The sequence below is a fragment of the Serratia sp. CY33802 genome, assembly GCF_052169095.1.
Lineage (GTDB): Bacteria > Pseudomonadota > Gammaproteobacteria > Enterobacterales > Enterobacteriaceae > Serratia > Serratia bockelmannii.
Genome location: NZ_JBJNLL010000006.1, coordinates 177,175 through 202,544, shown reverse-complemented (window position 1 = coordinate 202,544; position 25,370 = coordinate 177,175). Strand labels below are relative to the sequence as shown.

The window sequence follows — 25,370 nt, the reverse complement described above, 5'->3', positions numbered from 1 at the left end:
TTCGCCGGGTGGGCCGCCTGATTGACGGATACAGAATGGTGCGATTTCCTTACCCGCGTTTGGCTTACTTGTTCGATGCTTTGCAAACCGAGACTTTGCCGCAGGATGAACTGGCGAAGCGTTTCGCCGTGTCCACCCGCACGGTGCGGGCGGATATCACCGCGCTGAACGAGATCCTGGACAAGTACGGCGCGCGTTTCGTGCATAGCCGCGGAGCCGGCTATCGCCTGCAGGTCGATAACGCCGCGCTGTTCAGCGCCCTGCAGCATCAGGAGCGCCGCAAGCACGCCACCCCGCGCAGCGCGCAGGAGCGGGTGCATTATCTGCTGGTGCGTTTTTTGACCTCAGCCTTCTCCCTTAAACTGGAAGATCTGGCCGACGAGTGGTTTGTCAGCCGCGGCACGCTGCAAAACGACATGGCTGAGGTGAGAGAGCGCCTGGCGCACTATCAATTGACGATCGAAACCAAGCCGCGCTACGGCATGAAGCTGTTCGGCGCCGAGATGGCGATCCGCGCCTGCCTCACCGATCTGCTGTTCCAACTGCAGCTGGCCGACGCCGAGAACCCGCTGCTCAACAACGAGATCCTGCTGCAGCCACAGGTGGCGGCGTTCGCCGGATTGCTGCACCCGCTGTTGTCGCAATATGCCATTCGCCTGACCGACGAGGGCGAGCAGTACCTGATCTTCTACTGCGCGGTGGCGCTGCGGCGCATCAACGACGGCTATCCGCTGCCGGACTTCGAGGTGGAGGACGGCGACGACGCGGTGCGTCAGGTATCGACCCGCCTGGCGGCGGAGCTGCGTGCGGCCTCCGGCAAAGAGATCTCGATGGCCGAAGAGGCCTATCTGCGGGTCAACATTGCCGCGCGGCGCGTGCAGGATGTGCAGCCGACCGAGATCAACGCCGATGATGAAGAAGCGCTGGTGGACTACATCCTGTCCTACATCAACGCACACTATAACTATAACCTGCAGGGCGACGAGCAGCTGCGGGCCGATCTGCTTACCCATATCAAAACCATGATTACGCGGGTGAAATACCAGATCAACATCCCCAATCCGCTGTTGGCCAATATCAAGCAGCACTATCCGATGGCTTACGACGTGACGCTGGCGGCGGTCTCCAGCTGGGGCAAATACACCCCCTATACCCTGAGCGAGAACGAGATAGGCTATCTGGTGTTGCATATTGGCGTGGGGCTGGAGCGGCATTACAACATCGGTTATGAACGCCACCCGCAGGTGATGCTGGTGTGCGATACCGGCAACTCAACGGTGCGGATGATCCAGGCGCAGATTGCGCGCAAGTACCCGCAGCTGGTGATGACGCGCATCGTCTCGCTGCGCGATTACGAGATGCTTGCGCACATCGACGAAGACTTCGTGATTTCCAACGCCCGCATCGGCGAAAAGAACAAGCCGGTGGTGGTAATGTCGCCGTTCCCGACCGATTATCAGCTGGAGCAACTGGGCAAACTGGTGCTGGTGGATCGCACCAGGCCGTACATGCTGGAGAAGTTCTTCGACGCTGAGCATTTCATGGTGCTCAACGAGCCGCTGACGCAGGCGGAACTTTTCAGCCGGGTGTGCGGCCAGCTGGAGCGGGAAGGGTACGTCGGCGCGGACTTTTATCCGTCGGTGGTCGAGCGCGAGGCGATCGTCTCCACGCTGCTGGGCGAAGGCATCGCGCTGCCGCACTCGCTGGGGCTGCTGGCGAAAAAGACCGTGGTGGTGACGCTGCTGGCGCCGCAGGGCGTCGCCTGGGGCGAGGGCGAGGTCGCGCACGTGATTTTCCTGCTGGCGATCAGCAAGAGCGACTATGAAGAGGCGATGGCGATCTACGAGCTGTTCGTCACCTTCGTGCGTGAACGCTCAATGAGCCGCCTGCTGGGCAGCGACAGCTTCGACAGCTTCAAAGCGGTGGCGCTGGACTGCCTGAGCCGGAGTTGAGGGGCTAATCCGCTTCCGGCAGGAACAGGGCCGGGGGCAGATTGAAACGTTTGGCCAGCGCCATAATGTGCGGAATGGTCAGCGATCTTTTGCCGTTCAGGATTTGGTTAACCAACGACTTTTTACCGATCTCATGTTCAAAATCACTTTGGCTGAGTTGGTGCTGTTCCATCAATACGCGAAGCGCGGCCACCCCCTGCGGGAGTTGGGCGATACGCTGGTTGAATGCAGTAAATTCGGCACTGTTGTCTTCATATTCGGCGATTTTTTTTGCCAACATGTCAATCAGCGGATGGTGTTCATCGTTTTCCAGCAGATATTCCACCAATTCGAGCGCTTCTCGGTAGTCTTGCTGAGCGTGGCTGCCCTGCAATAAGGGTACGGCGCGCAGTAGCGCATCGGCCGCCTTAATGGCATCTGTAATCATGACGAACTCCTTCGATAGTGCTGCATCAGCTTGTCGTATTCGGCGTGGCTAACGATATGCTTTATGAAGACTTTCTGTGTCTCGAAGCTGGCAAAGAACAAGATCCGTAGGTGGTTGCCGCCGACGTCAATGACCCACCATTTCTCTTTGTATTTCATACGATCGAGCGAAGGAAAAAGCGCTTTTAACTCGTCCGGCGTGCGGAACTCGCCCCGTCGCAACGCTTTATAAATGGCCTCGAGAGCAGTGGCTTCATTGGGATATTGCTTCGTTGCGTTATTGAACGGTTCCCTGGAAATGATATGCATCGTTCCTTCGATTCCTACCCGGTGAACATTATAGCGACTGTCGGTGAAGTTCACAAATTGTAAACTTTTCGTTGTCCCGCCAGCAAAGCGTGGGGAAACTCCCGCCAGTTGTCTGTTTTTGCGTTACACACTATTGCGATTACCGCGGTGGGGGTAAATCCATGACGTGAATTTACAGGCGGTTACGGCTGATTCTGGAAGCGGATTCGCAAAGTGAGAAACGGGAGGGCTACGTTATGGGTGGGGCGGAGGCAACACATGCGCCGAGGCGACGCATGGGGAGAGTCTCAGCGACTAATCTTCATCAAACCCGGAGTTGAACAGCTCGACCACCGCCGTCAGCGCGTTGACTTCGTCGGGGCCGGTCGCTTCGACTTCGATATGCCGGCCCTGGGCGGAGTCCAGCATCAGCAGTGCGATGACGCTGCTGGCTTCAGCCTCGGTGCCGCTTTCGTTGCGCAGCATCACTTCGGCGTCGAAGCTTTGCACCAACTCGAACAGTTTCATCGCCGGGCGTGCGTGCATGCCCAGCTTGTTTTTGATTTCAACCGTCTGTTTGACCGTCATTGTTTACGCTTTTCCAGCGTGCGGTGGCGCGACTGCACGTTCTTGCCGCGCGAGCGAAAGTAATCGGCCAGCTGTTCCGCCACGTACACCGAGCGGTGTTTACCGCCGGTACAGCCGATGGCGACCGTCAGGTAGCTGCGGTTGTTGGTTTCCAGCATCGGCAGCCATTGTTCCAGGTAGCTGCGGGTCTGGTAGATGAAGTTGTGCACTTCGGTATGGCGATCGAGGAACGACGCCACCGGCTTGTCCAGACCGGTCATCGGCCGCAGCTTCGGATCCCAGTGCGGGTTCGGCAGGAAGCGCACGTCGAACACGTAGTCGGCGTCGATCGGAATACCGTGCTTGAAGCCGAAGGATTCGAACACCATCGTCAGTTCGCGCTCGCGCTTGCCGAGCAGGCGGGTGCGCAGCATTTCGGCCAGTTCGTGCACCGACATTTCCGAGGTGTCGATAATCAGGTCGGCCCGGGAGCGCAGCGGTTCGAGGAGATCGCTCTCTTCGTCAATGGCGCTTTCTAGCGACAGGTTTTTGCTGGAGAGCGGGTGCAGGCGGCGGGTGTCGCTGTAACGGCGGATCAGCGTGTTGCGATCGGCGTCGAGAAACAGCAGCTGCGGCGAGAAGCTGTCCGGCAGTTGAGTCATCGCGTATTCGAACACTTCCGGCGATTCCGGCATGTTGCGCACGTCGATGCTGACCGCCGCGGAGATATTGCGTTCCGCCAGCGTATTGGCGAGCTGCGGCAGCAGAACCACCGGCAGGTTGTCAACGCAGTAAAAACCCATGTCTTCCAGCGCCCGCAAGGCGACGGATTTTCCGGAACCGGAACGGCCGCTGACAATCATCAGCACCATGTGGCAACTCCCCTGGCATCGCGGCGGCGTTCATCGCCACCGGTGTAAACTTTGTTATTCCGGCCGAGGCCGGATCCATCATCGTGAAACAGTAACGTTATCCGGGCTGGAAGTCACGCCGACCGGGTATCACTCGGTGATGATTTGGTAAAGTTCTTCGTCGCTTTGCGCGGCGCGCAGGCGGCGGCATACGGTTTTGTCGGCCAGGCGTTTGGCGACCAGCGACAGGGTATGCAAATGGGTTTTGCACTGATCGGCAGGCACCAGCAGCGCGAACAGCAGGTCGACCGGCTGGTTGTCGATAGCGTCGAAAGCGATGGGTTGGTCGAGACGGATAAACACGCCAACGGCCCGCAGTGTGTCCTCTTCCAGTTTGCCGTGGGGAATGGCGATACCGTTGCCGATACCGGTGCTGCCCATGCGTTCCCGGGTGAGAACCGCGTCAAACACCACCTGTGAAGGCAGATTGAGCTGTTTGGCGGCCAGTTCGCTGATAATTTCCAAAGCCCGCTTCTTGCTGGTGCAGTGTACCGAGCTTTTGGTGCACTCGATGTTTAACACCGAGCTTAATTGCATATATTCGTTGTTCATCTCATCTTCACTTAAAACCGCGCCGCCGGGCGCACCCGGCAAGGCGGTTTTTCGTCGGTTTTAACCCTGATTACCGTTCGGCGCGTCACCCATGCGGGTCACGCGCCGAAGGGCGAGGCTGCGACGGAGGCAACCTCACGGAATGGGTTAGGGTGTCAGTGTTGCTTCAATTTGTCTTTATGTTTGTTCAATTGACGTGCCAATTTATCGATCAGCGTATCAATTGCGGCATACATATTCTCGTCTTCCGAGGTGGCGTGCAACTCGCCTCCATTCACGTGCACCGTTGCTTCCGCAATTTGCTGCACTTTTTCCACACTTAATACAACATACACCTGATTGATGCGATCAAAATACTGTTCGAGTTTGGCGAACTTGTTGTTCACGAACTCGCGCAACGGATCGGTGATTTCGATGTGGTGTCCGGTAATGTTGAGCTGCATAGTGTCTTCCTTCTCAATAGAGGTCAAACCAACTGTTTACGCTGGTTCGACGGCGGGATGGACAAAGACTCTCGGTACTTGGCGACGGTGCGCCGGGCCACGATGATCCCCTGATCGGCGAGCAGGGTGGCCAGCTTGCTGTCGCTGAGTGGTTTGGCGGGGTTTTCCGCCGCAATCAATTTCTTCACCAACGCGCGGATCGCCGTCGAGGAGGCTTCGCCGCCGCTGTCGGTATTCACGTGGCTGGAGAAGAAATATTTCAATTCGAAAATGCCGCGCGGGCTGTGCAGAAACTTCTGCGTGGTAACGCGCGAGATCGTCGATTCATGCATCTCCACGGCCTGGGCGATATCCGCCAGCACCATGGGTTTCATAAACTCTTCGCCTTGCTCGAAGAACGCCTGCTGCTGATCGACGATGCAGCGGGTGACCTTCAGCAGCGTTTCGTTGCGGCTCTCCAGGCTTTTAATCAACCACTTGGCTTCCTGCAGGTTGCTGCGGATAAACTGGCCGTCGGCTTCGCTGCGGGCGCTGTTGCCCAGCGCGGCGTACTGCTGATTGATCTTCAAACGCGGCACGCTGTCGCCGTTGAGCTCGACCGTCCATTTGTTCTGCGTCTTGCGTACCAGCACGTCCGGAATCACATATTCCGATTCGCCGGTATTGATCGACTGCCCCGGGCGCGGATCGAGCGACTGAATCAGCAGCATCGCTTCTTTCAGTGTATCTTCTTTTAGCCGGGTTGATCGCATCAGGCTGCGAAAGTCGTGGTTGGCCAACAGATCCAGATGCTCGCTGATGATCAGCCGCGCTTCGGCCAGATAAGGCGTATCTTTGGCGTATTGGGAGAGCTGCACCAGCAGGCAATCGCGCAGATCGCGCGCGGCGACGCCGATCGGATCAAAACGCTGCACGCGCTTCAGCACCGCCTCGACTTCCTCGAGGGTCACGTTCTCGTCGCCCAGGCTTTCCAGAATGTCTTCCAGCGGGACGGTGAGATAGCCGGTGTCATCCACCGCGTCGACGATGGAAGTGGCGATGGCGGCGTCGGTATCGGAGAACGGCGTCAGATCCACCTGCCACATCAGATAATCCTGCAGCGTTTGGGTGGTTTCGCCCTGATAGACCGGCAGCTCGTCGTCGCTGTAGTCGGTGCCGGTGCCGGACGGTGTGCCGGCGGTGTAGATCTCATCCCAGGTGGCGTCCAGCGGCAGCTCTTCCGGCATGTCTTTCTGTTCCAGCGCCTCGCGGGTATCGAGCCCCTCGGTCTCCTGGGTTTCTTTGGCGTCGATTTCGTCGTGCAGATCGGTCTGTTCAAGCAGCGGATTGCTCTCCAGCGCCAGCTGGATCTCTTGCTGAAGCTCAAGCGTGGACAACTGCAGCAGGCGGATCGCCTGCTGGAGCTGAGGTGTCATGGCCAGCTGTTGGCTGAGCCTGAGTTGCAAACCTTGCTTCATAGTTTTCTGTCTACTTCCGTTAACGGTGTCGCCCCGCAGGGCGCGCCGGCGCTTAGAGGCGGAACTCTTCGCCCAGATAAACGCGTTTAACCTGCTCGTCGGCCAGAATAGCATCCGGCGTGCCGTGGGCAATCAGTTTGCCCTGGCTGACGATGTAGGCGCGTTCACACACGTCCAGCGTCTCGCGCACGTTGTGGTCGGTGATCAGCACGCCCAGGCCGCTGTCACGCAGGTGCTCGATGATTTTCTTGATATCGATAACGGAAATCGGATCCACCCCGGCAAAGGGTTCGTCCAGCAGAATGAATTTCGGGTTGGCCGCCAGCGCGCGGGCGATTTCGACGCGGCGGCGTTCGCCGCCGGACAGCGCCTGGCCGAGGCTGTCGCGCAGATGGGAGATATGGAACTCTTCCATCAGCTCTTTGGCGCGGTCTTCGCGCTGTTCGCTGGTGAGATCGGGACGGATCTCCAGCACCGCCATCAGGTTGTCGTACACGCTCAGGCGGCGGAAGATCGACGCTTCCTGCGGCAGATAGCCGATGCCGCGGCGCGCGCGGGCGTGCAGCGGCAGCAGGCTGATGTCTTCTTCGTCGATCACGATGCGCCCGGCGTCGCGCGGCACGATGCCGACCACCATGTAGAAGGTGGTGGTTTTACCGGCGCCGTTCGGCCCGAGCAGGCCGACGATCTCGCCGGATTTCACTTTCAGGCTGACGTCTTCGACAACTTTACGGCCCTTGTAGGCTTTCGCCAGGTTTTCTGCGATGAGTGTTGCCATAAGTGATTAGTTACTCTTTTTTTGCCCGTTTTTGTCTTGCAACTGCGACGGTACCAGAACCGTTGTCACGCGTTTGCCTTTGTCGCTAAACGCCTGCATTTGCTGCTGTTGCACCAGATAGGTGATGCGATCGCCTTTCACGTTGCTGTCGAGCTGCTCCAGATAGGCGTTGCCCGTCAGGGTCACCAGCTGGGTCGCCACGTCGTAGCGCACTTTTTGCGCGTGGCCTTTGACCGGCTTGCCGCTGTCCTGCATCTGGTAGAAGGTTACCGGGTTGCCGAACGCTTCAATATAGGTCTTATTCTGATCTCCGCCCGGGCGGGTGACGACCACCTTGTCGGCGCGAATATCGATGGTGCCCTGTTTGATCACCACGTTGTCAGTGAAGGTGCTGACGTTGCTTTGCATGTCCAACGACTGCTTGAGCGAGTCGATGCTGACCGGCTGGCTGGAGTCGGATTTCAGCGCCAGAGCGGGGGCGCTGGCGGCCAAAACTAAGCTGCCGAGCAACAGGTTACGGAGTTGGTTTTTGGTTCTGAATTTCATAGTTGGTCTTAACCTTATCAATCAGCTCAGCGGTTTTGGTCCGCAGGTTCCCACGCATTTTCATGCCGTTAGAGGTAAAATTGGTCCCGTAAAGCGTGACTTCGTCATCGGAGGTGACGTCCTGGGTGACCAGGTTTACCTGAGCGTTGTCCGTCTTAATTTTTTCCAGCTGCGAGGTGGTGGTCAGGCTGTTCACCTCGACGTGACCATACAGATACAGCATCCGGTCTTTAGTCAGTTTGGCGCGATCGGCGCGAACTGACCAGGTGGCCACCGCATTCTCATCGAACAGCGTCATCACCGGCTGGGTGAACCAGCTCAGCTCGCCGGCGGTGTAATACTTCGCGTCTTCCGCCACCAGTTTATAATTCAGCTTGCCGGCTGGGTTGTACACCACGGTGACCGTGTGCTGGCTCTGGTAAGTCGGATCCTGATCGTTGACCGGGCCTGGGGCCGTGTCGTCGCTGAAGTCCGTCATGTTCCAGCCGATCAGCGCCAGAACGATCACCGTCAACAGGATGGTGATCCACAGTTTGGTTTTACTCATATCGACAGCCCTTTGGCGTCCTCCAGCTTATTTTGAGCCAAAAGAATGATGTCGCACAGTTCGCGTACCGCACCGCGGCCGCCGGCAATGCGGGTGACGTAGTGGGCGCGCGGCGTCAGCAGCGGGTGGGCGTCCGCCACCGCGACCGCCAGGCCGACCTGCGCCATCACCGGCCAGTCGATCAGGTCATCGCCGATATAGGCGACCTGATCCGCCGTTAACGACAGTTTATCCAACAGTTCACGGAAGGCCAAAAGCTTATCGGACTGCCCCTGATACAGATGGGTGATACCGAGCGTTTGCGCACGGTCTTCCAGCAGCTTGGCGGAGCGTCCGGTAATGATCGCCACCTCGATGTCCGAGGTTTTCAAGCAGCGGATGCCGTAGCCATCGCGCACGTTGAACGCCTTCAGTTCTTCACCGTTGTTGCCCATGAAGATCAGGCCGTCCGACAGAACGCCGTCAACGTCGCAAATCAACAGGCGGATGTTACCGGCACGCGCCATAACCTCTTGTTCTACCGGCCCGTAGCAGGTTTCTACCATACCCATTCCGTTCTATTCCTTAATTAAACGACGCCGGCGCGCAGCATGTCATGCATATGTACCACACCCAGCAGTTGGTCGCCATCGGCAACCAGCAGCGCGGTGATGTGGCGTTGTTGCATCAGGTTCAATGCATCGACCGCCAGGATGTTGGGGCGCACCCGCACGCCGCCCGGCGTCATGACATCGGCGATCTTCGCCTCGTGCAGGTTGATGCCCATGTCGAACACCCGGCGCAGGTCGCCGTCGGTGAAGATGCCGGCGATTTTCATCAGGTCGTCGCAGACAACCGTCAGGCCCAGATTTTTGCGGGTGATTTCCAGCAGCGCGTCGCGCAACGAGGCGTCGGCGCTGACGTGGGGCATTTCGTCGCCGCTGTGCATGATATCGCTAACCCGCAGCAGCAGTTTGCGGCCGAGTGCGCCGCCCGGATGCGACAGCGCGAAATCTTCCGGCGTGAAACCGCGCGCCTTCAGCAGCGCGACGGCCAGCGCATCGCCCATCACCAGCGTGGCGGTGGTGCTGGTGGTCGGCGCCAGCCCCAGCGGGCAGGCCTCCTGCGGCACCTTGATGCACAGGTGGATATCCGCCGCTTTGCCCATCGAACTTTCCGGATTGTTGGTCATGCAGATGAGGGTGATCTGTTGGCGTTTCAACACCGGGATCAGCGCCAGGATCTCACTGGACTCGCCAGAGTTGGAGATGGCGAGCACGATGTCCTGCGGGGTGACCATGCCCAAATCGCCATGGCTGGCTTCCGCCGGGTGAACGAAGAATGAGGGGGTGCCGGTGCTGGCGAAGGTCGCGGCGATCTTGCAGCCGATATGGCCGGATTTGCCCATGCCCATCACCACCACTTTGCCGCCGCAGGCGGCGATCGTTTCGCAGGCGCGAGTGAAGTCTGCGTTGATGTAGCTGTCGAGCTGAGCCAGCCCTTCACGCTCTATCTGAAGCACTTCTTTGCCGGCCTGTTGAAAATCGAAGCCCGGTTGCAACTCAATGTTCGACATACTCATTCCCGTCGGTTTAGCCGAAAGTACTGAAAGGGTTAAAGAACAGCACCGCAAGATACGCAATAAAGCCGCATAATAACAGCGCGCCCGCCAGGTGGCCGATGCGATGTTTGCGGCCGATGCACAGCACGCTCAGCAGCACGCTGGCCGCCAGCATCACCCAGTAATCGCGCTGGAAGGCGGCGGCATCCACGCTGCCCGGCGACAGCAGGGCGGGGACGCCCAGCACGATCACCGTGTTGAAAATATTGGAGCCGATGATATTCCCAATCGCCATATCATCCTCGCCCTTCAGCGCCCCGGCGATGGAGGTGGCCAGTTCGGGCAGGCTGGTGCCGATGGCGATAATGGTCAAACCAACCACCAGTTCGCTTAGGCCGAAATAGTGTGCAATCACCGTCGCATTATCGACCACCATTCTGGAAGAGAGCGGCAGAATGATAAACGCCAGCACCAGCCACAGCACCGCCACGGTATTGCTGCTGTCCTGCGGCAGTTCGGCGATCTGCTCCATGGTCAGGCTGTCGCTTCCCTCGCGCTGCGCCAGCCGCGCGATTTTCAGCATCAACAAGATGAAGCCGGCGGCGGCGGTCAGCAGCAGCACGCCGTCCAGCCTGCTCAGGGTACCGTCCATCAACACGAAACCGCACAATACTGTGACCGCTAACATCAGCGGCAGTTCGCGCCGCAGTATCTCGGAGCGCGCGGCCAGCGGGTGAATCAGCGCCGCCACCCCCAGGATCAATAAGATGTTGGTGATGTTGGACCCTAATACGTTGCCAACGGCCATATCTATCTGCCCGTTCAACGCGGCGGTGGTGGACACGATCAGCTCCGGCAGCGACGTGCCGATGCCGACGATGGTCATGCCGATGATCAACGGCGGTACGCCGAGCGAGCGGGAAATCACGGCAGCACCATAAACTAAGCGGTCTGCACCATACACCAGTAGAAATAAACCAACGATTAATAATGCTATCGCGAGAAACATGCAGGGTCCTTTGTCGGGTATTATCCCGGTTCGTTGGTTAAAGCCGTCAATGCGGCGGTATTGCTTGCCCTCCGTTGCACGCGTTTGAGCCGCAGCAACGGTTTTTCCCGGCTAATTGTTGAACAGTTTCGTTTTTTTTCGTTATGGCGCCAATTTTGACCGGGTGGCGCGGAAAAGTAAAACCAATGGCACCATTGGTTGCGAAATGGCAGTAAGTTTTTGTAAAGATGAGACGGATTGCGCCCATTGCTTTAACATCACGGGTAGATTCAGCAAAAGATGAGTCGTAAAGGGTCCATTAACATGCTCCAAAAGGCAGATAATTTGGTCGAAGTGCGCGACATGAGCTTCTCGCGCGGCGACCGACGGATATTTGAAGACATCAACCTGACGGTGCCTCGCGGTAAGGTCACGGCGATCATGGGGCCATCGGGCATCGGCAAAACCACGCTGCTGCGCCTGATAGGCGGCCAGCTGGCGCCGGACAGCGGGGAGATTTGGTTCGACGGCGACAACATTCCCGCGTTGTCCCGCCGTCAGTTATACGACGCGCGCAAAAAGATGAGCATGCTGTTCCAGTCGGGCGCGCTGTTTACCGATTTGACCGTATTCGAAAACGTGGCTTACCCGCTGCGCGAGCACAGCAACCTGCCGGAGCCTTTGTTGCGCAGCACGGTGCTGATGAAGCTGGAAGCCGTGGGGCTGCGCGGCGCGGCTCAGCTGATGCCCAATGAGCTTTCCGGCGGTATGGCGCGCCGGGCGGCGTTGGCGCGTGCGATCGCGCTGGACCCGGAAATGATCATGTTCGACGAACCTTTCGTTGGCCAGGATCCGATCACCATGGGGGTGCTGGTCAAGCTGATCGACGAGCTGAACCATGCGCTGGGCATTACCTGCATCGTGGTGTCGCACGACGTACCGGAGGTGCTGAGCATCGCTGACTACGCTTACATCGTGGCCGATCACCGGGTGATCGCTGAAGGCACCACGCAGCAATTGCAGAACAATCCTGATGCGCGCGTGCGCCAGTTCCTGGATGGTATAGCGGATGGGCCGGTGCCGTTCCGCTATCCGGCCGGGGATTATCAGGCCGAACTGCTAGGCTTAGGGAGTAAATAAGCTCATGTTATTAAGAGCGTTAGCGTCGTTGGGGCGCAGTGGCATCAACACCAGCGCCAGCTTCGGCCGCGCCGGGTTGATGCTGTTCAACGCGTTGATTGGCCGGCCGGAACCCGGCAAGCAGTGGCCGCTGTTGTTGAAACAGCTCTACAGCGTCGGCGTGCAGTCGCTGCTGATCATCATGGTTTCCGGGCTGTTTATCGGCATGGTGCTGGGCCTGCAGGGCTATATCGTGCTCACCACCTACAGCGCCGAGGCCAGCCTCGGCATGATGGTGGCGCTGTCGCTGCTGCGCGAACTGGGGCCGGTGGTCACGGCGCTGCTGTTCGCCGGCCGCGCCGGTTCCGCGCTCACGGCGGAAATCGGCCTGATGAAGGCGACGGAGCAGATCTCAAGCCTGGAAATGATGGCGGTCGATCCGCTGCGGCGCATCGTGGCGCCGCGCTTCTGGGCGGGGCTGATCAGCATGCCGCTGTTGACCATCATTTTCGTGGCGATCGGCATTTGGGGCGGCTCGGTGGTCGGCGTGGACTGGAAAGGCATCGACAGCGGCTTCTTCTGGTCGGCGATGCAGGGCGCCGTAGAGTGGAAAAAAGATCTGCTCAACTGCCTGATCAAGAGTGTGGTATTCGCCATTACCGTAACCTGGATTGCCATTTTCAACGGGTACGACGCCGTGCCTACCTCTGAAGGGATTAGCCGGGCGACGACGCGTACCGTGGTGCATTCGTCACTGGCGGTGTTGGGATTGGATTTCGTGCTGACAGCACTGATGTTTGGGAATTGATTCGATGCAAACGAAGAAGAGTGAAATCTGGGTTGGGGCATTTATGCTGATCGCGCTGTGCGCCATCGTGTTTATCTGCCTGCAGGTGGCGAACCTTAAATCGATCGGCAGCGAGCCGACCTACCGCATTTACGCAACGTTCGACAACATCGGCGGCCTGAAACCGCGTTCGCCGGTGAAGATTGGCGGCGTGGTGATCGGCCGCGTTGCTGACATCGAACTCGATTCGAAAACCTACACGCCGCGCGTGGCGCTGGATATCCAGAAAAAGTACGACCAAATCCCAGATACCAGCTCGCTGGCGATCCGCACCTCCGGCCTGCTGGGCGAGCAATATCTGGCGCTTAACGTGGGCTTTGAAGATCCTGATATGGGCACCACCATCCTGAAAGACGGGGGTACCATTCAGGACACCAAATCAGCCATGGTTCTGGAAGACCTGATCGGCCAGTTCCTGTATAAAAGCGGCGGTCAGGACAGCGCCAAATCGGGAGACGCGGCCGCTGAGCCGGCTGCCGGCGCCGCACCGCAACCCGCTGTTCCAAATCATTAAGAGAGGATACCTGCATGTTTAAACGTTTACTGATGGTGGTTCTGCTGGTGGTTGCACCGCTGGCGAGCGCAGCCGACCAAACCAATCCTTACAGCATGATGCAAGACGCGGCGCAGAAGACTTTCAGCCGTTTGAAGAACGAACAGCCGAAGATCAAGCAGGACCCGAACTACCTGCGTGCCATCGTGCATCAGGAACTGATGCCGTTCGTGCAGGTGAAATACGCCGGCGCGCTGGTGCTGGGGCGTTACTACAAAGAGGCAACGCCTGCGCAGCGCGAAGCTTACTTCACCGCCTTCCAGGCTTACCTGGAGCAGGCTTACGGCCAGGCGCTGGCGATGTATCACGGCCAGACTTACCAGATCGCGCCTGAACAGCCGCTGGGCAATGCCGATATCGTGGCTATTCGTGTCACCATCATCGACAACGGCGGCCGTCCGCCGGTGCGTCTGGATTTCCAATGGCGTAAGAACAGCAAAACCGGCTACTGGCAGGCGTATGACATGATCGCCGAAGGCGTCAGCATGATCACTACCAAGCAGAACGAGTGGGCGTCTACGCTGCGTACTCAGGGCATCGACGGCCTGACCAAACAGCTGCAGGCCGCCGCCGCGCAGCCTATCACGCTGGACAAGAAAAACTGATGTCGGCAGCGCTCAGCTTCGAATCAGAGCAGCAGACGCTGATCCTGCGCGGTGAACTGGATCGGGAAACGCTGCAGCCGCTGTGGCGGCAGCGCGACGCGCTGATGGCGGATAAAACCGCGATCGACGTGGCGCAACTGCAGCGCGTGGACTCCGCCGGGCTGGCGCTGTTGCTGCATCTGCAGGAAGAGCAGCGCCAACGCGGCGTAGCGCTGAAAATTTTCGGTGCCACCGAGCGCCTGAAAACGCTGATCGCGCTCTACAACCTGCAGGCGATAATGCCTGTCGATACCGTCGGTTAGCGGCGTTTTACGCCGCCATTGCGTGGTAAAACGATACAAAGCCCCTGTTATGCAGGGGCTTTTTCTTTAGTTTAAGAAAACATCGTATTCCACTAAGATACTAGGCTGTTTATGATCCTTTAGCGGCAGAACTGGATACTATGGAAACCAACGAGATTAAAGACGTGCTGATGCAGGCATTGGCACTGGATGAAGCACATGTGACGGGCGACGGCAGCCATTTTCAAGCGATCGTGGTCGGTGAACTGTTCGCCGGCATGAGCCGCGTCAAAAAACAGCAGACGGTTTACGCACCGCTGATGGAATACATTGCTGACAACCGCATTCATGCCTTGTCTATCAAGGCGTACACCCCTGAAGAGTGGCAGCGAGACCGCAAACTCAACGGATTTTAAGGCTGTTTGCCCTGCTGGGCGGGCAGCTTCAGATTAGATAACAGAGAGTAGTCAGATGGATAAATTTCGTGTGCAGGGTCGGACCCGCCTGAGCGGTGAAGTGTCTATTTCCGGGGCCAAAAACGCCGCCCTGCCGATCCTGTTCGCCGCCCTGTTGGCGGAAGAGCCGGTCGAGCTGCAGAATGTCCCGAAGCTGAAGGACATCGACACCACCATTAAACTACTCAACCAGTTGGGTACCAAGATTGAGCGTAACGGTTCGGTCTTCGTGGACGCCAGCGGCGTGAACGAGTTCTGCGCCCCTTACGATCTGGTGAAAACCATGCGCGCTTCCATCTGGGCGCTGGGGCCGCTGGTGGCGCGCTTCGGCCGCGGTCAGGTTTCCCTGCCGGGGGGCTGCGCGATCGGCGCGCGTCCGGTCGATCTGCACATCACCGGCCTGGAGCAACTGGGTGCCGAGATCAAGCTGGAAGAAGGATACGTTAAGGCGTCCGTCGAGGGCCGTCTGAAGGGCGCACACATCGTCATGGATAAGGTGAGCGTGGGCGCGACCGTAACCATCATGAGCGCCGCGACTCTGGCGACCGGCACCACCGTTATCGAGAACGCCGCACGTGAGCCGGAAATTGTCGATACCGCCAACTTCCTCAATACGCTGGGCGCGAAGATCAGCGGCGCCGGTAGCGACAAGATCACCATCGAAGGCGTCGAGCGTCTGGGCGGCGGCGTGTATCGCGTGCTGCCTGACCGCATCGAGACCGGGACCTTCCTGATCGCCGCCGCGGTTTCCGGTGGCAAAGTGATGTGCCGCAACACCCGCCCGGATACGCTGGATGCGGTGCTGGCCAAGCTGCGCGAAGCCGGTGCCGATATCGAAGTGGGTGAAGACTGGATCAGCCTGGACATGCACGGTAAACGCCCGAAAGCGGTCACCGTGCGCACCGCGCCGCACCCGGGCTTCCCGACCGACATGCAGGCCCAGTTCAGCCTGTTGAACCTGGTGGCGGAAGGCACCGGCGTTATCACCGAGACCATCTTCGAAAACCGCTTCATGCACGTGCCGGAATTGATCCGCATGGGCGCACACGCGGAAATCGAGAGCAATACCGTGATCTGCCATGGCGTTGAGCAGCTGTCCGGCGCTCAGGTGATGGCGACCGATCTGCGCGCTTCCGCTAGCCTGGTGATCGCCGGCTGTATCGCCGACGGCGTGACCGTCGTCGATCGCATCTATCACATCGATCGCGGCTATGAGCGTATTGAAGACAAGCTGCGCGCGCTGGGTGCGAACATCGAGCGTGTGAAAGGCGAGTAAGTCATTAGCGCCGGCGCGGCTGCGTCGGCAGGATGAAAATCAAAGGGCCGGCTATCAATGCCGGCCCTTTTTTAATTACTGTCTTCCGGGAATTCACCCACCGTCATTTTCAGCGTAATGCGTTTGCCGTCGCGCAGTACGATAACCGGTATCTCGGTGCCCGGCCTGATCTCCGCGACCTGGTCCATGGTTTCCAGCACGGATACCGCCGGTTTGTTATCCACGTTGATGATGATGTCGTTGATCTGGAAACCGGCGCTGCTCGCCGGGCCGTTCGGCGTAATTTCGGTCACGATGATGCCCTGCAGGCGATCGATGCCGGAATTGGAGGAGCGCAGCGGAATGATCTCCTTGCCCTGAATGCCGAAATAGCCACGGATCACGCGGCCGTCGCGGATCAGCTTGTCCATGATTTTGGTGGCCAGCTCGATCGGAATGGCAAAACCGAGACCCTCCGGCGTTTCGCCGTCGGTGATTTTGTCATAGGTCAGGGTATTGATGCCGATCAGCTCACCCAGCGAGTTGACCAGCGCGCCGCCGGAGTTGCCGCGGTTGATTGAGGCGTCGGTCTGCAGGAACGTCTGGCGGCCGGTGGTGCTCATACTGATGCGCCCGGTAGCGCTGAGAATGCCCTGAGTCACGGTTTGCCCCAGGTTATACGGGTTGCCGATTGCCAGCACCACGTCGCCGACGTGGGCAACGCGATTTTTATTGGTCGGGATCACCGGTAAATTGCCGGGATCGATCTTCAGCACCGCCAAATCGGTCAGGCCGTCGGAGCCGACCAACAGCGCTTCGTAGCGGCGGCCATCCTGCAACACCACGGTGATCTGCTGAGCGTCTTTGATCACGTGGCGGTTGGTGATGATATAGCCGCGTTCGTTCATGATCACGCCGGAACCGAGCGACAGCACGTTGGCGGCGCCGTTCAGATTGCGGTTGTAGATGTTCACCACGGCGGGCGCGGCGCGGCGCACCGCCTTGTTGTAGCTCACCGGCGTTTCGTCGCTGGTATTCTCGGTTTTCTCTGCAAACAGGCCGTTGGAAGAGCGCAGCATGGGCAGAGCGACCAACAGCAGGCCGGCAACGATGAGACCGATAACGACAGAACGCAAGAGCTTAGCAAACATGGAGTTTTCGTGGTGTGGTGAACGATGTTCGGAGGATAGCATGAGTTAACCGGGCGCAGTATGTCACCGAGCCCGGTTTTTGCACAAATTAACGCAGCAGCAGATAAATGGTTTCGTTACCGCGCACGATATTGAGCGCCATCACCGGTGGCTTGGCCTCCAGCACTTTGCGCAGCGTAGTGATGTTGTCCACGCGCTGACGGTTGACGCCGATGATCACGTCGCCTTTCTGCAGGCCGATCTGCGCCGCCGTCGAGCCTTTGTCCACGTTTTCCACCTTCACGCCTTTGTCGCCAGTCGGCAGCGCACCGTTGCTGAGGGAAACGCCCTGCAGCGCCGGCGACAGCGTTTCGGCATTGGTCGAGGCGCTCTCGCTGTTGTCCAGCGTGACCGAGACTTCCTGCGGTTTGCCGTCGCGCAGCAGGCCCACTTTGAGGGTTTTGCCCGGCGCGGTGGTGCCCACCTTGGCGCGCAGCTCAGCGAAGCTGCTCACCGGTTTACCGTCGACGGAAACCAGAATATCGCCGGCCTTGATGCCGGCCTTGGCGGCGGCGGATTTCGGCAACACTTCGCTGACGAAGGCGCCGCGCTGTGCGTCGGTGTTGAAGGCTTTGGCCATATCCGGAGTCATTTCGCTGCCCTTGATGCCCAGCAGGCCGCGTTTCACTTCGCCGAATTCAATCAGCTGCTGGCTCAGGTTCTGCGCCATATTGCTCGGAATAGCGAAGCCGATGCCGACGTTGCCGCCGCTCGGCGCCAAAATGGCGGTATTGATGCCGATCAGCTCACCATTCAGATTAACCAGCGCGCCGCCGGAGTTACCGCGGTTGATCGAGGCGTCGGTCTGAATGAAGTTTTCCAGCCCTTCCAGATTCAGGCCGGAACGCCCCAACGCCGAGATAATGCCGGAGGTAGCGGTTTGGCCCAGGCCGAACGGGTTGCCGACCGCGACGGCAAAGTCGCCGACGCGCAGCTGATCGGAGTCGGCCATCTTGATGGCGGTCAGGTTTTTGGTGTCGCTGAGCTGCAGCAAGGCGATATCGGATTGCTCATCGCGGCCAACCAGCTTGGCGTCCAGCTCGCGCCCGTCGTTCAACTGCACGCGGATTTTATCGGCGTTGTTGATGACGTGGTTGTTGGTCAGCACATAGCCTTTGGTGGCGTCGATGATGACGCCGGAACCCAGCCCTTCAAACGGGCGGGAGCTCTGCTGTTGACCGGGGAAGTTAGGGCCGAAGAAGCGTTTGAACTCTTCCGGCAACTGTTGACGCTGCACCTGAGTGCCAGCGACATGCACGCTCACTACGGCGGGCAGGACTTTTTCCAGCATCGGTGCCAGGCTCGGCAGCGGCTGCCCCTGAACGGCAACGGGCAGGGCCGCGTTGGCCACCGGTACGGAGCTGAGCGTCAGGCCGAGGCTAATTGCCAATGCACTAAGAATTAAAGACTTTTTCTTCATTGATGATAACTCTCTCAATACCTGCCGATGAAAATTTGATGATAAGGCAATCACCTTGTCATAGTGAAGGGTAAGACCGTGAATTTGCGTGCAAAGTTCAGTAAAGGTAATACGAGGGAAGGTCAAGACGGTAAACGGGGAAAACCCGCGGGTGGCCCCGCGGGCGAAGGGATATCAGTCGCGGCGCGCGCTTTGGCCGCGCAGCAGGCCGGAGGCGCCTTCCGAATAGTCGCGCGGCATTTCCACCGGCGCCTGATCGTTGTCTGCTTCCGCTTCGGTCAGGCGATAGCGGAACGGATTTTCCTGCATCGGCAGGTCCGGCAGCAGGTTGTTGGAGCTTTTCGCCATGTGCTGATACAGCTGACGATAATCGCGTGCCATGTTGTCCAGCAGCTCGGCGCTGCGGGCAAAGTGGCCGACCAGCTCCTGACGGTACTCTTCCAGCTCGGTTTTGCTCTTGTCCAATTCGTTCTGCAGGACTTGTTGTTGACGTAATTTACGGTTGCCAAAACGCATCGCCACCGCACCAATCACGATACCGACGACCAAACCAATCAGCGCATACTCCCAGGTCATGATGACTCCTATTTTGACTTCGTTGTTCCGCAGGGATTTTTCACTTAATAATATCCACTATAACCGTTAACCTTGTCCGAGTGGAATCCTGATGCGCTTCCACCTAATTTTTACAGGGTTTTCAGCGGTGCCCGCAGCGGGCATTTGTGGCGATAACGGTGCGAATCGGCATCAACTTGCCGCCAACGTTGGCTAAATAATTTCTAAGCGTTCTTAGGGAACATCGAACAGATGCAGGCACTATCACCGTTATCTCGCTACCAGCAGGCGCTGGATGCGGGTGAATATCAGGCCGATGAGGTTCAACGCCGGGCCGTGACTCAACTGGATCGCATTTATCAGGCTCTGCTGCAAAAGCCGGCGGCGAGCGCGCCTGCCGGCAGGCTGCGCGGCAAGCTCAGCCGCTTGCTGGGCAAGGGCGGCGACACGGCGCCACAGCGCCCGGTGCAGGGGCTGTATATGTGGGGCGGCGTCGGGCGCGGCAAAACCTGGTTGATGGATATGTTCTTCCACAGTTTGCCGGGCGATCGCAAAATGCGTCTGCACTTTCACCGCTTCATGCTGCGGGTGCATGAAGAGCTGACCGAGTTGCAGGGGCGGGAAAACCCGCTGGAAATCGTCGCCGACGGCTTTAAGGCCGAGACCGACGTGCTGTGCTTCGACGAATTCTTCGTGTCCGACATCACCGACGCCATGCTGCTGGCCACGCTGCTGCAGGCGCTGTTCGCGCGCGGCATCACGCTGGTGGCCACGTCGAACATCCCGCCGGACGATCTGTACCGCAACGGTCTGCAGCGGGCGCGTTTCCTACCGGCCATCGATCTGATCAACGAGTACTGCGACGTGATGAACGTCGACGCCGGCATCGACTATCGTCTGCGTACCCTGACCCAGGCGCACCTCTACCTGACGCCGCTGAGCGACCAGACGCGCGAGACGCTGGATCGGATGTTCGTCAAGCTGGCGGGCAAGGCGGGGGAGGACGCGCCGGTGCTGCAGATCAACCATCGGCCGCTGCAGGCGATCCGTTCGGTGGACGGCGTGCTGGCGGTGGATTTCCACACGTTGTGCGAAGAGGCGCGCAGCCAACTGGACTACATCGCGCTGTCGCGGCTGTATCACAGCGTGATCCTGTATAATGTGCAGGTGATGGGGCCGCTGAAAGAGAATACCGCGCGCCGTTTCCTGGCGTTGGTGGACGAATTCTACGAACGGCACATCAAGCTGGTGATCGGCGCCGAAGCGTCGATGTTCGAGATCTATCAGGGGGTGCAGCTGAAATTTGAATTCCAGCGCTGCCTGTCGCGCCTGCAGGAAATGCAGAGCGAAGAGTACCTCAAGCTGCCGCATCTGCCCTGAATCTGCCGGGCTTGCCGCCGCCATATCGCCGGTTGTCCGCCGCCGGCGATAAATTTATTTTCCATTCAAAAACCGTTCGATCTTTGTGAGCGACTTCTCTATAATCTTGCGACCCCACGTTACAACAAAGTTTTTTTTCCCAAAAACTTTATAGTGCCGGCAATGGCTATTCGAAGGGGTAGGTTTGCTGGACTTGTATGGTCGTGTGAGCCTCAACTGTTTTCGAGCGTTTGGGTGTTCACCAACGTGTAACTAATTATTGGGTAAGCTTTCTAATGAAAACTTTTACAGCTAAACCAGAAACCGTAAAACGCGACTGGTACGTTGTTGATGCAGATGGTAAAACTTTAGGCCGTCTCGCTACTGAACTGGCTCGTCGCCTGCGCGGCAAGCATAAAGCGGAATACACCCCGCACGTGGATACCGGTGATTACATCATCGTTCTGAACGCTGACAAAGTTGCTGTAACCGGCAACAAGCGTACAGACAAAGTGTACTACCACCACACCGGCCACATCGGTGGTATCAAGCAAGCGACCTTTGAAGAGATGATTGCCCGCCGTCCTGAGCGCGTGATTGAAATCGCGGTTAAAGGCATGCTGCCAAAGGGCCCGCTGGGTCGTGCTATGTTCCGTAAACTGAAAGTTTACGCGGGCACCGAGCACAATCACGCGGCACAGCAACCGCAAGTTCTGGACATTTAATCGGGATTAATGGCAATGGCTGAAAATCAATACTACGGCACTGGTCGCCGCAAAAGCTCCGCCGCTCGCGTCTTCATCAAGCCGGGCAACGGTAACATCGTTATCAACCAGCGCAGCCTGGAACAGTACTTCGGTCGCGAAACTGCCCGCATGGTAGTTCGTCAGCCGCTGGAACTGGTCGACATGGTTGGCAAACTGGATCTGTACATCACCGTTAAAGGTGGTGGTATCTCCGGTCAAGCTGGCGCTATCCGTCACGGTATCACCCGTGCACTGATGGAGTACGATGAGACTCTGCGTTCTGAACTGCGTAAAGCTGGCTTCGTCACCCGTGACGCTCGTCAGGTTGAACGTAAGAAAGTCGGTCTGCGTAAAGCACGTCGTCGTCCGCAGTTCTCCAAGCGTTAATTTTCGCTGCTTCGGCAGTGCGATTTACGCAAAAAACCCGGTGCTTCACCGGGTTTTTTTATGCCTGAAATCCGCCGTCCCCGACTAAAATATGTGGCATATCAGACAATTCAACATGAATTCGCCGCACTGCCCCCACAAAACAAGCAAAATCTGGTAAACTATCACCCACTTTTGCGCCTGTTCGCCGTGCAGTTGATCTCCTGGGCCGGTTTTTTATGGGTTCGGGTCGCGCTGCGTGCTGCCGGCCTGCGGCAAGATTATTCAGGATAGCAGCCTGTCAGTTGGCTATTCGCAGTATTTTCTAGATAACTTGGAGGTTTTCATGGCTGTCGCTGCCAACAAACGTTCGGTAATGACGCTGTTCTCTGGCCCGACCGACATTTTTAGCCATCAAGTACGTATCGTACTGGCGGAGAAAGGTGTCAGCGTCGAGATCGAGCAGGTCGAAATGGATAACCTGCCGCAAGATCTGATTGACCTCAACCCTTACCAGACGGTGCCTACGCTGGTCGATCGCGAACTGACCCTGTATGAATCCCGCATCATCATGGAATACCTGGATGAGCGCTTCCCGCACCCGCCGCTGATGCCGGTTTACCCGGTTGCCCGTGGTGAGAGCCGTCTGATGATGCTGCGCATCGAGAAGAACTGGTACTCGCTGATGGACAAGATCGAGAAGAGCAGCGGTCAGGAAGCGGAATCCGCCCGTCGTCAGCTGCGTGAAGAGCTGTTGGCGATCGCGCCTATCTTCGGCCAGACGCCGTATTTCATGAGCGAAGAGTTCAGCCTGGTGGATTGCTACCTGGCACCGCTGTTGTGGCGTCTGCCGCAGCTGGGCATCGAATTGAGCGGCGCCGGCTCTAAAGAGCTGAAAGGCTACATGACCCGCGTCTTCGAACGCGACGCTTTCCTGGCTTCCCTGACCGAAGCCGAGCGTGAAATGCGCCTGCAAACCCGGGGCTAAGCGCGATGGACATGTCTCAGATGACGCCGCGTCGCCCGTATCTGTTGCGGGCGTTCTACGACTGGTTGCTGGATAACCAGCTGACGCCGCACCTGGTGGTCGACGTGACTCGCCCGGATGTTCAGGTGCCGATGGAGTTCGCGCGTGATGGCCAGATCGTGTTGAATATCGCGCCGCGCGCGGTAGGCAACCTGGCGTTGGGCAACGAAGACGTGCAGTTTAACGCACGTTTCGGCGGCGTGCCGCGTCAGGTTTCGGTGCCGATGGCAGCCGTACTGGCGATTTATGCGCGTGAAAACGGCGCCGGCACGATGTTCGAACCGGAAGCCGCCTACGACGAGAGCGAAGGCGTGTTCGAAGGTCTGGACAATGAGACGATCCCTTCGGAAACCCTGATGTCAGTGATCGACGGCGATCGCCCGGATACCGCGGAAGATGACGGCCCGGACGACGAACCGCCGCAGCCGCCGCGCGGTGGCCGCCCGGCGCTGCGTGTGGTGAAATAAGCCCGCGTGAACAAACGAAAAAGCACCCCGTGGGGTGCTTTTTTTTGCCCGGACGAAGCGGATCAGCCTTTCAAGGCGGCAATGCAGGCATCGCGCGGCGCGCTGAGATCGCCTACGCGCACGGTGGACAGCGCGTGGGCTGCACGCTCACGGAAGCTGGTGATGGCGGTGTCGCCTTGCACTTCCGGTGGCGCGGTGCAGATGTCATTGAGCGGCAGATCGTTGCCTTTGTTGAGCGCCTGCAATACCGCTGCCGGGTTGTAGATCAGGGCCGCGGAGAGGGCAGATTTAATGCCGGCGGTAAATCCGGCATTGCCGCCGCCGGCCAGCTTGGGCGCCAGAGCAATCCAGTTGTCGTCCCCCAACCGGATGCTGTTTTCCACGGCGCTGAACTGCCCGGCCTTGCCCAACTGCGCCACGACCGGCCGCGCGCCGCGCGCTTCGATATTGTAACCGACCTCCTGCGAATCCAGCGCCAGGGCTGAGGCGCTGAAACTGACGGCCAGCAGCGCGCCGGCCAACAGGGAAATGGAGCATTTCATGTTCGCTATCCTTATCTCGGTGTCAGGCGCAGCCGCGCCCTGCAATGGTGCTAACTCAATACTATAGCGCGTTGAGGCAGTGAGGAGAGGGGCGGTTGTTACAAAGCGTGGCCGGTTAAAACAAAGGCCCGGCAACGTGCCGGGCCTTTGGCGGTACGGAAGGTTTACACTTCCAGGTAGTTCATGATGCCGTCTGCCGCTTTGCGGCCTTCGGCGATCGCCGTCACCACCAGGTCGGAGCCGCGGACCGCGTCGCCACCGGCGAAGATTTTCGGGTTGCTGGTCTGGAATGCGTTGTCGCTGCCTTCCGGCGCCACGATGCGGCCCTGTTTATCGAGCTGCACGTCGTGCGCCGCCAGCCAGTCCATACGGTGTGGGCGGAAGCCGAACGCCATCACCACCGCGTCGGCGTCGATAACGTGTTCGGAACCCGGTACCTGCTCCGCCGCCTGACGGCCGTTGGCATCCGGTGCGCCCAGCTGAGTGCGCACCATTTTCACCCCGGCCACGCGGCCGGCGCTGTTCAGTTCGATGCTCAGCGGCTGCAGGTTAAACTGGAAGTCCACCCCTTCTTCCCGCGCGTTCTTCACTTCGCGCTTGGAACCCGGCATGTTGGCCTCGTCGCGGCGGTAGGCGCAGACGACCTGCGTCGCGCCCTGACGCACCGAGGTACGCACACAGTCCATGGCGGTATCACCGCCGCCCAGCACCACTACCCGCTTGCCTTCCATGCTGACGTAAGGCTCGTGCTGCTCGGTTTCATAGCCCATCAGCTGCTTGGTGTTGGCGATCAGGAACGGCAGCGCGTCGTACACGCCCTGCGCTTCCTCATTCTCCAGGCCGCCGCGCATCGACTGATAGGTACCGACGCCGAGGAACACCGCATCGTACTCGCTCAGCAAGGTCTCCATGCTGATGTCTTTGCCCACTTCGGTGTTCAGCTGGAACTCGATGCCCATCTCGCTGAAGATGCCGCGGCGTTTGACCATCACTTCCTTTTCCAGCTTGAAGGCCGGGATACCGAAGGTCAGCAGGCCGCCGATCTCAGGATGACGGTCATACACCACCGCTTTGACGCCGTTGCGGGTCAGCACGTCGGCGCAGGCCAGCCCGGCAGGGCCGGCACCGACGATCGCCACGCGCTTGCCGGTCGGCTGCACGTGCGACATGTCCGGCTTCCAGCCCATTTCGATGGCCTTATCGCTGATGTAACGCTCGATATTGCCGATGGTGACCGCGCCGAACTCGTCGTTCAGGGTGCAAGACCCTTCGCACAGGCGATCCTGCGGGCATACGCGGCCGCACACCTCCGGCAGGCTGTTGGTCTGATGCGCCAGGTCCGCCGCTTCCATGATGCGGCCTTCGTTGGCCAGCTTCAGCCAGTTCGGGATGTAGTTGTGCACCGGGCACTTCCACTCGCAATACGGGTTGCCGCAGGACAGACAGCGGTCCGCCTGGGCCTTGGCCTGGGTTTCCGAAAACGGTTCGTAGATCTCGACGAACTCGATTTTGCGGATCTTCAGCGGTTTCTTTGGCGGATCAACACGCTGCAGGTCGATAAATTGATAAACGTTCTGGCTCATTAATG

Annotated in this window: 32 protein-coding genes; 14 read left to right on the top strand and 18 right to left on the bottom strand. The window is 58.8% G+C overall.

All coding sequences use genetic code 11. The features are described 5' to 3' along the window. Nucleotides 1–35: 35 nt before the first annotated feature. Entirely contained in the window at nt 36–1,952 is a 1,917-nt protein-coding gene (locus ACJ8HA_RS18520) for a BglG family transcription antiterminator (RefSeq protein ID WP_261464288.1), read from the top strand. A gap of 4 nt (nt 1,953–1,956) precedes the next feature. On the opposite strand, the gene ACJ8HA_RS18515 is transcribed toward ACJ8HA_RS18520, so the two are convergent. The 13 genes from ACJ8HA_RS18515 to ACJ8HA_RS18455 all read right to left on the bottom strand — a co-directional run bounded on the left by ACJ8HA_RS18515 (nt 1,957) and on the right by ACJ8HA_RS18455 (nt 11,016). Further along, nucleotides 1,957–2,379 (bottom strand): helix-turn-helix domain-containing protein, encoded by a 423-nt coding sequence (locus ACJ8HA_RS18515; protein ID WP_049208318.1) that lies wholly within the window; start codon nt 2,377–2,379, stop codon nt 1,957–1,959. Continuing rightward, nucleotides 2,376–2,687: a type II toxin-antitoxin system HigB family toxin gene (locus ACJ8HA_RS18510; protein WP_004937033.1), complete on the bottom strand. Its 312-nt coding sequence runs from the start codon at nt 2,685–2,687 to the stop codon at nt 2,376–2,378. Before ACJ8HA_RS18510 ends, ACJ8HA_RS18515 begins: the two co-directional genes overlap by 4 nt. 294 nt (nt 2,688–2,981) lie before the next feature. Further along, nucleotides 2,982–3,254, bottom strand: a complete 273-nt coding sequence (npr, locus tag ACJ8HA_RS18505) for a PTS phosphocarrier protein NPr (RefSeq protein WP_043141958.1) — start codon at nt 3,252–3,254, stop codon at nt 2,982–2,984. Further along, nucleotides 3,251–4,105, bottom strand: coding sequence for an RNase adapter RapZ (gene rapZ, locus ACJ8HA_RS18500; protein ID WP_015379177.1), 855 nt, complete (start codon nt 4,103–4,105; stop codon nt 3,251–3,253). The genes npr and rapZ overlap by 4 nt, the downstream gene beginning before the upstream one ends. A gap of 129 nt (nt 4,106–4,234) precedes the next feature. Beyond that, nucleotides 4,235–4,696 (bottom strand): PTS IIA-like nitrogen regulatory protein PtsN, encoded by a 462-nt coding sequence (gene ptsN / locus ACJ8HA_RS18495; protein WP_016930212.1) that lies wholly within the window; start codon nt 4,694–4,696, stop codon nt 4,235–4,237. 155 nt (nt 4,697–4,851) lie between these two features. Then, nucleotides 4,852–5,139: a ribosome hibernation promoting factor gene (hpf, locus tag ACJ8HA_RS18490; RefSeq protein ID WP_004937038.1), complete on the bottom strand. Its 288-nt coding sequence runs from the start codon at nt 5,137–5,139 to the stop codon at nt 4,852–4,854. A gap of 23 nt (nt 5,140–5,162) precedes the next feature. Beyond that, entirely contained in the window at nt 5,163–6,596 is a 1,434-nt protein-coding gene (gene rpoN, locus ACJ8HA_RS18485; RefSeq protein WP_004937039.1) for an RNA polymerase factor sigma-54, read from the bottom strand. A gap of 52 nt (nt 6,597–6,648) precedes the next feature. Next, a complete protein-coding gene (lptB, locus tag ACJ8HA_RS18480) occupies nt 6,649–7,374 on the bottom strand; it encodes an LPS export ABC transporter ATP-binding protein (RefSeq protein WP_004937040.1) in 726 nt (241 codons plus the stop codon). Nucleotides 7,375–7,380: 6 nt separating this feature from the next. Then, the gene (lptA, locus tag ACJ8HA_RS18475; protein WP_025304377.1) at nt 7,381–7,920 is read right to left on the bottom strand and encodes a lipopolysaccharide ABC transporter substrate-binding protein LptA; all 540 of its coding nucleotides are present in this window, start codon (nt 7,918–7,920) and stop codon (nt 7,381–7,383) included. Then, complete coding sequence (gene lptC / locus ACJ8HA_RS18470) at nt 7,889–8,467, bottom strand: LPS export ABC transporter periplasmic protein LptC (protein WP_004937047.1); 579 nt, start codon at nt 8,465–8,467, stop codon at nt 7,889–7,891. Before lptC ends, lptA begins: the two co-directional genes overlap by 32 nt. Continuing rightward, nucleotides 8,464–9,018, bottom strand: a complete 555-nt coding sequence (kdsC, locus tag ACJ8HA_RS18465) for a 3-deoxy-manno-octulosonate-8-phosphatase KdsC (RefSeq protein ID WP_021505108.1) — start codon at nt 9,016–9,018, stop codon at nt 8,464–8,466. The genes lptC and kdsC overlap by 4 nt, the downstream gene beginning before the upstream one ends. 17 nt (nt 9,019–9,035) lie before the next feature. Further along, the gene (gene kdsD / locus ACJ8HA_RS18460; protein WP_025304376.1) at nt 9,036–10,022 is read right to left on the bottom strand and encodes an arabinose-5-phosphate isomerase KdsD; all 987 of its coding nucleotides are present in this window, start codon (nt 10,020–10,022) and stop codon (nt 9,036–9,038) included. A 16-nt stretch (nt 10,023–10,038) separates the two neighbouring features. Further along, the gene (locus ACJ8HA_RS18455; protein ID WP_033644493.1) at nt 10,039–11,016 is read right to left on the bottom strand and encodes a calcium/sodium antiporter; all 978 of its coding nucleotides are present in this window, start codon (nt 11,014–11,016) and stop codon (nt 10,039–10,041) included. 303 nt (nt 11,017–11,319) lie between these two features. Between ACJ8HA_RS18455 and mlaF the strand changes: the two genes are divergently transcribed. From mlaF to murA, 7 genes are all read left to right on the top strand, one after another. After that, on the top strand, nt 11,320–12,135 hold the full coding sequence (gene mlaF / locus ACJ8HA_RS18450; protein ID WP_043141965.1) for a phospholipid ABC transporter ATP-binding protein MlaF: 816 nt from the start codon (nt 11,320–11,322) through the stop codon (nt 12,133–12,135). A gap of 4 nt (nt 12,136–12,139) precedes the next feature. Next, on the top strand, nt 12,140–12,922 hold the full coding sequence (mlaE, locus tag ACJ8HA_RS18445) for a lipid asymmetry maintenance ABC transporter permease subunit MlaE (RefSeq protein WP_004937059.1): 783 nt from the start codon (nt 12,140–12,142) through the stop codon (nt 12,920–12,922). Nucleotides 12,923–12,926: 4 nt separating this feature from the next. Further along, nucleotides 12,927–13,475 (top strand): outer membrane lipid asymmetry maintenance protein MlaD, encoded by a 549-nt coding sequence (gene mlaD, locus ACJ8HA_RS18440; protein WP_004937061.1) that lies wholly within the window; start codon nt 12,927–12,929, stop codon nt 13,473–13,475. A 14-nt stretch (nt 13,476–13,489) separates the two neighbouring features. After that, nucleotides 13,490–14,119: a phospholipid-binding protein MlaC gene (mlaC, locus tag ACJ8HA_RS18435; RefSeq protein WP_442515437.1), complete on the top strand. Its 630-nt coding sequence runs from the start codon at nt 13,490–13,492 to the stop codon at nt 14,117–14,119. Then, nucleotides 14,119–14,421: a lipid asymmetry maintenance protein MlaB gene (gene mlaB / locus ACJ8HA_RS18430; RefSeq protein WP_025304371.1), complete on the top strand. Its 303-nt coding sequence runs from the start codon at nt 14,119–14,121 to the stop codon at nt 14,419–14,421. The genes mlaC and mlaB overlap by 1 nt, the downstream gene beginning before the upstream one ends. A gap of 140 nt (nt 14,422–14,561) precedes the next feature. After that, a complete protein-coding gene (gene ibaG / locus ACJ8HA_RS18425) occupies nt 14,562–14,816 on the top strand; it encodes a BolA family iron metabolism protein IbaG (RefSeq protein ID WP_025304370.1) in 255 nt (84 codons plus the stop codon). A 55-nt stretch (nt 14,817–14,871) separates the two neighbouring features. Next, nucleotides 14,872–16,131 (top strand): UDP-N-acetylglucosamine 1-carboxyvinyltransferase, encoded by a 1,260-nt coding sequence (murA, locus tag ACJ8HA_RS18420; RefSeq protein WP_004937068.1) that lies wholly within the window; start codon nt 14,872–14,874, stop codon nt 16,129–16,131. Nucleotides 16,132–16,202: 71 nt separating this feature from the next. Here murA and degS read toward each other — a convergent pair whose 3' ends face one another. The 3 genes from degS to zapG all read right to left on the bottom strand — a co-directional run bounded on the left by degS (nt 16,203) and on the right by zapG (nt 19,296). Then, nucleotides 16,203–17,261 (bottom strand): outer membrane-stress sensor serine endopeptidase DegS, encoded by a 1,059-nt coding sequence (gene degS / locus ACJ8HA_RS18415; protein WP_025304369.1) that lies wholly within the window; start codon nt 17,259–17,261, stop codon nt 16,203–16,205. Between the two features lie 88 nt (nt 17,262–17,349). Beyond that, the gene (gene degQ, locus ACJ8HA_RS18410; RefSeq protein ID WP_442515436.1) at nt 17,350–18,720 is read right to left on the bottom strand and encodes a serine endoprotease DegQ; all 1,371 of its coding nucleotides are present in this window, start codon (nt 18,718–18,720) and stop codon (nt 17,350–17,352) included. A 174-nt stretch (nt 18,721–18,894) separates the two neighbouring features. Then, the gene (zapG, locus tag ACJ8HA_RS18405) at nt 18,895–19,296 is read right to left on the bottom strand and encodes a Z-ring associated protein ZapG (RefSeq protein WP_004937074.1); all 402 of its coding nucleotides are present in this window, start codon (nt 19,294–19,296) and stop codon (nt 18,895–18,897) included. 231 nt (nt 19,297–19,527) lie between these two features. On the opposite strand from zapG, the gene zapE reads away from it, so the two are divergent. From zapE to sspB, 6 genes are all read left to right on the top strand, one after another. Next, on the top strand, nt 19,528–20,655 hold the full coding sequence (zapE, locus tag ACJ8HA_RS18400; protein ID WP_197770758.1) for a cell division protein ZapE: 1,128 nt from the start codon (nt 19,528–19,530) through the stop codon (nt 20,653–20,655). Between the two features lie 275 nt (nt 20,656–20,930). Beyond that, nucleotides 20,931–21,359, top strand: coding sequence for a 50S ribosomal protein L13 (rplM, locus tag ACJ8HA_RS18395; protein WP_004937079.1), 429 nt, complete (start codon nt 20,931–20,933; stop codon nt 21,357–21,359). Nucleotides 21,360–21,374: 15 nt separating this feature from the next. Then, entirely contained in the window at nt 21,375–21,767 is a 393-nt protein-coding gene (gene rpsI / locus ACJ8HA_RS18390) for a 30S ribosomal protein S9 (protein ID WP_004937080.1), read from the top strand. 60 nt (nt 21,768–21,827) lie between these two features. Continuing rightward, complete coding sequence (locus ACJ8HA_RS18385) at nt 21,828–22,040, top strand: hypothetical protein (protein WP_197770759.1); 213 nt, start codon at nt 21,828–21,830, stop codon at nt 22,038–22,040. Nucleotides 22,041–22,092: 52 nt separating this feature from the next. After that, nucleotides 22,093–22,734: a stringent starvation protein SspA gene (gene sspA, locus ACJ8HA_RS18380; protein WP_025304366.1), complete on the top strand. Its 642-nt coding sequence runs from the start codon at nt 22,093–22,095 to the stop codon at nt 22,732–22,734. Between the two features lie 5 nt (nt 22,735–22,739). Then, a complete protein-coding gene (gene sspB / locus ACJ8HA_RS18375) occupies nt 22,740–23,240 on the top strand; it encodes a ClpXP protease specificity-enhancing factor (RefSeq protein ID WP_025304365.1) in 501 nt (166 codons plus the stop codon). Between the two features lie 62 nt (nt 23,241–23,302). Here the strand turns inward: sspB and ACJ8HA_RS18370 are convergent, their stop codons facing one another. Next, the gene (locus tag ACJ8HA_RS18370) at nt 23,303–23,782 is read right to left on the bottom strand and encodes a hypothetical protein (RefSeq protein ID WP_025304364.1); all 480 of its coding nucleotides are present in this window, start codon (nt 23,780–23,782) and stop codon (nt 23,303–23,305) included. Nucleotides 23,783–23,946: 164 nt separating this feature from the next. Beyond that, the gene (locus ACJ8HA_RS18365; RefSeq protein WP_043141970.1) at nt 23,947–25,365 is read right to left on the bottom strand and encodes a glutamate synthase small subunit; all 1,419 of its coding nucleotides are present in this window, start codon (nt 25,363–25,365) and stop codon (nt 23,947–23,949) included. Between the last annotated feature and the right edge of the window lie 5 nt (nt 25,366–25,370).

Coding starts and splice junctions, on each gene's coding strand:
- kdsC (WP_021505108.1), bottom strand. CDS start 9,018: ATGGGTATGGTAGAAACCTGCTACGGGCCGGTAGAACAAGAGGTTATG.
- ACJ8HA_RS18365 (WP_043141970.1), bottom strand. CDS start 25,365: ATGAGCCAGAACGTTTATCAATTTATCGACCTGCAGCGTGTTGATCCG.
- mlaC (WP_442515437.1), top strand. CDS start 13,490: ATGTTTAAACGTTTACTGATGGTGGTTCTGCTGGTGGTTGCACCGCTG.
- sspA (WP_025304366.1), top strand. CDS start 22,093: ATGGCTGTCGCTGCCAACAAACGTTCGGTAATGACGCTGTTCTCTGGC.
- ptsN (WP_016930212.1), bottom strand. CDS start 4,696: ATGAACAACGAATATATGCAATTAAGCTCGGTGTTAAACATCGAGTGC.
- sspB (WP_025304365.1), top strand. CDS start 22,740: ATGGACATGTCTCAGATGACGCCGCGTCGCCCGTATCTGTTGCGGGCG.
- lptC (WP_004937047.1), bottom strand. CDS start 8,467: ATGAGTAAAACCAAACTGTGGATCACCATCCTGTTGACGGTGATCGTT.
- ACJ8HA_RS18510 (WP_004937033.1), bottom strand. CDS start 2,687: ATGCATATCATTTCCAGGGAACCGTTCAATAACGCAACGAAGCAATAT.
- mlaE (WP_004937059.1), top strand. CDS start 12,140: ATGTTATTAAGAGCGTTAGCGTCGTTGGGGCGCAGTGGCATCAACACC.
- lptA (WP_025304377.1), bottom strand. CDS start 7,920: ATGAAATTCAGAACCAAAAACCAACTCCGTAACCTGTTGCTCGGCAGC.
- mlaB (WP_025304371.1), top strand. CDS start 14,119: ATGTCGGCAGCGCTCAGCTTCGAATCAGAGCAGCAGACGCTGATCCTG.
- mlaF (WP_043141965.1), top strand. CDS start 11,320: ATGCTCCAAAAGGCAGATAATTTGGTCGAAGTGCGCGACATGAGCTTC.
- kdsD (WP_025304376.1), bottom strand. CDS start 10,022: ATGTCGAACATTGAGTTGCAACCGGGCTTCGATTTTCAACAGGCCGGC.
- murA (WP_004937068.1), top strand. CDS start 14,872: ATGGATAAATTTCGTGTGCAGGGTCGGACCCGCCTGAGCGGTGAAGTG.
- lptB (WP_004937040.1), bottom strand. CDS start 7,374: ATGGCAACACTCATCGCAGAAAACCTGGCGAAAGCCTACAAGGGCCGT.
- ibaG (WP_025304370.1), top strand. CDS start 14,562: ATGGAAACCAACGAGATTAAAGACGTGCTGATGCAGGCATTGGCACTG.
- rplM (WP_004937079.1), top strand. CDS start 20,931: ATGAAAACTTTTACAGCTAAACCAGAAACCGTAAAACGCGACTGGTAC.
- ACJ8HA_RS18370 (WP_025304364.1), bottom strand. CDS start 23,782: ATGAAATGCTCCATTTCCCTGTTGGCCGGCGCGCTGCTGGCCGTCAGT.
- mlaD (WP_004937061.1), top strand. CDS start 12,927: ATGCAAACGAAGAAGAGTGAAATCTGGGTTGGGGCATTTATGCTGATC.
- rapZ (WP_015379177.1), bottom strand. CDS start 4,105: ATGGTGCTGATGATTGTCAGCGGCCGTTCCGGTTCCGGAAAATCCGTC.
- degQ (WP_442515436.1), bottom strand. CDS start 18,720: ATGAAGAAAAAGTCTTTAATTCTTAGTGCATTGGCAATTAGCCTCGGC.
- ACJ8HA_RS18385 (WP_197770759.1), top strand. CDS start 21,828: ATGCCTGAAATCCGCCGTCCCCGACTAAAATATGTGGCATATCAGACA.
- ACJ8HA_RS18455 (WP_033644493.1), bottom strand. CDS start 11,016: ATGTTTCTCGCGATAGCATTATTAATCGTTGGTTTATTTCTACTGGTG.
- ACJ8HA_RS18520 (WP_261464288.1), top strand. CDS start 36: ATGGTGCGATTTCCTTACCCGCGTTTGGCTTACTTGTTCGATGCTTTG.
- rpsI (WP_004937080.1), top strand. CDS start 21,375: ATGGCTGAAAATCAATACTACGGCACTGGTCGCCGCAAAAGCTCCGCC.
- zapE (WP_197770758.1), top strand. CDS start 19,528: ATGCAGGCACTATCACCGTTATCTCGCTACCAGCAGGCGCTGGATGCG.
- ACJ8HA_RS18515 (WP_049208318.1), bottom strand. CDS start 2,379: ATGATTACAGATGCCATTAAGGCGGCCGATGCGCTACTGCGCGCCGTA.
- hpf (WP_004937038.1), bottom strand. CDS start 5,139: ATGCAGCTCAACATTACCGGACACCACATCGAAATCACCGATCCGTTG.
- rpoN (WP_004937039.1), bottom strand. CDS start 6,596: ATGAAGCAAGGTTTGCAACTCAGGCTCAGCCAACAGCTGGCCATGACA.
- degS (WP_025304369.1), bottom strand. CDS start 17,261: ATGTTTGCTAAGCTCTTGCGTTCTGTCGTTATCGGTCTCATCGTTGCC.
- npr (WP_043141958.1), bottom strand. CDS start 3,254: ATGACGGTCAAACAGACGGTTGAAATCAAAAACAAGCTGGGCATGCAC.
- zapG (WP_004937074.1), bottom strand. CDS start 19,296: ATGACCTGGGAGTATGCGCTGATTGGTTTGGTCGTCGGTATCGTGATT.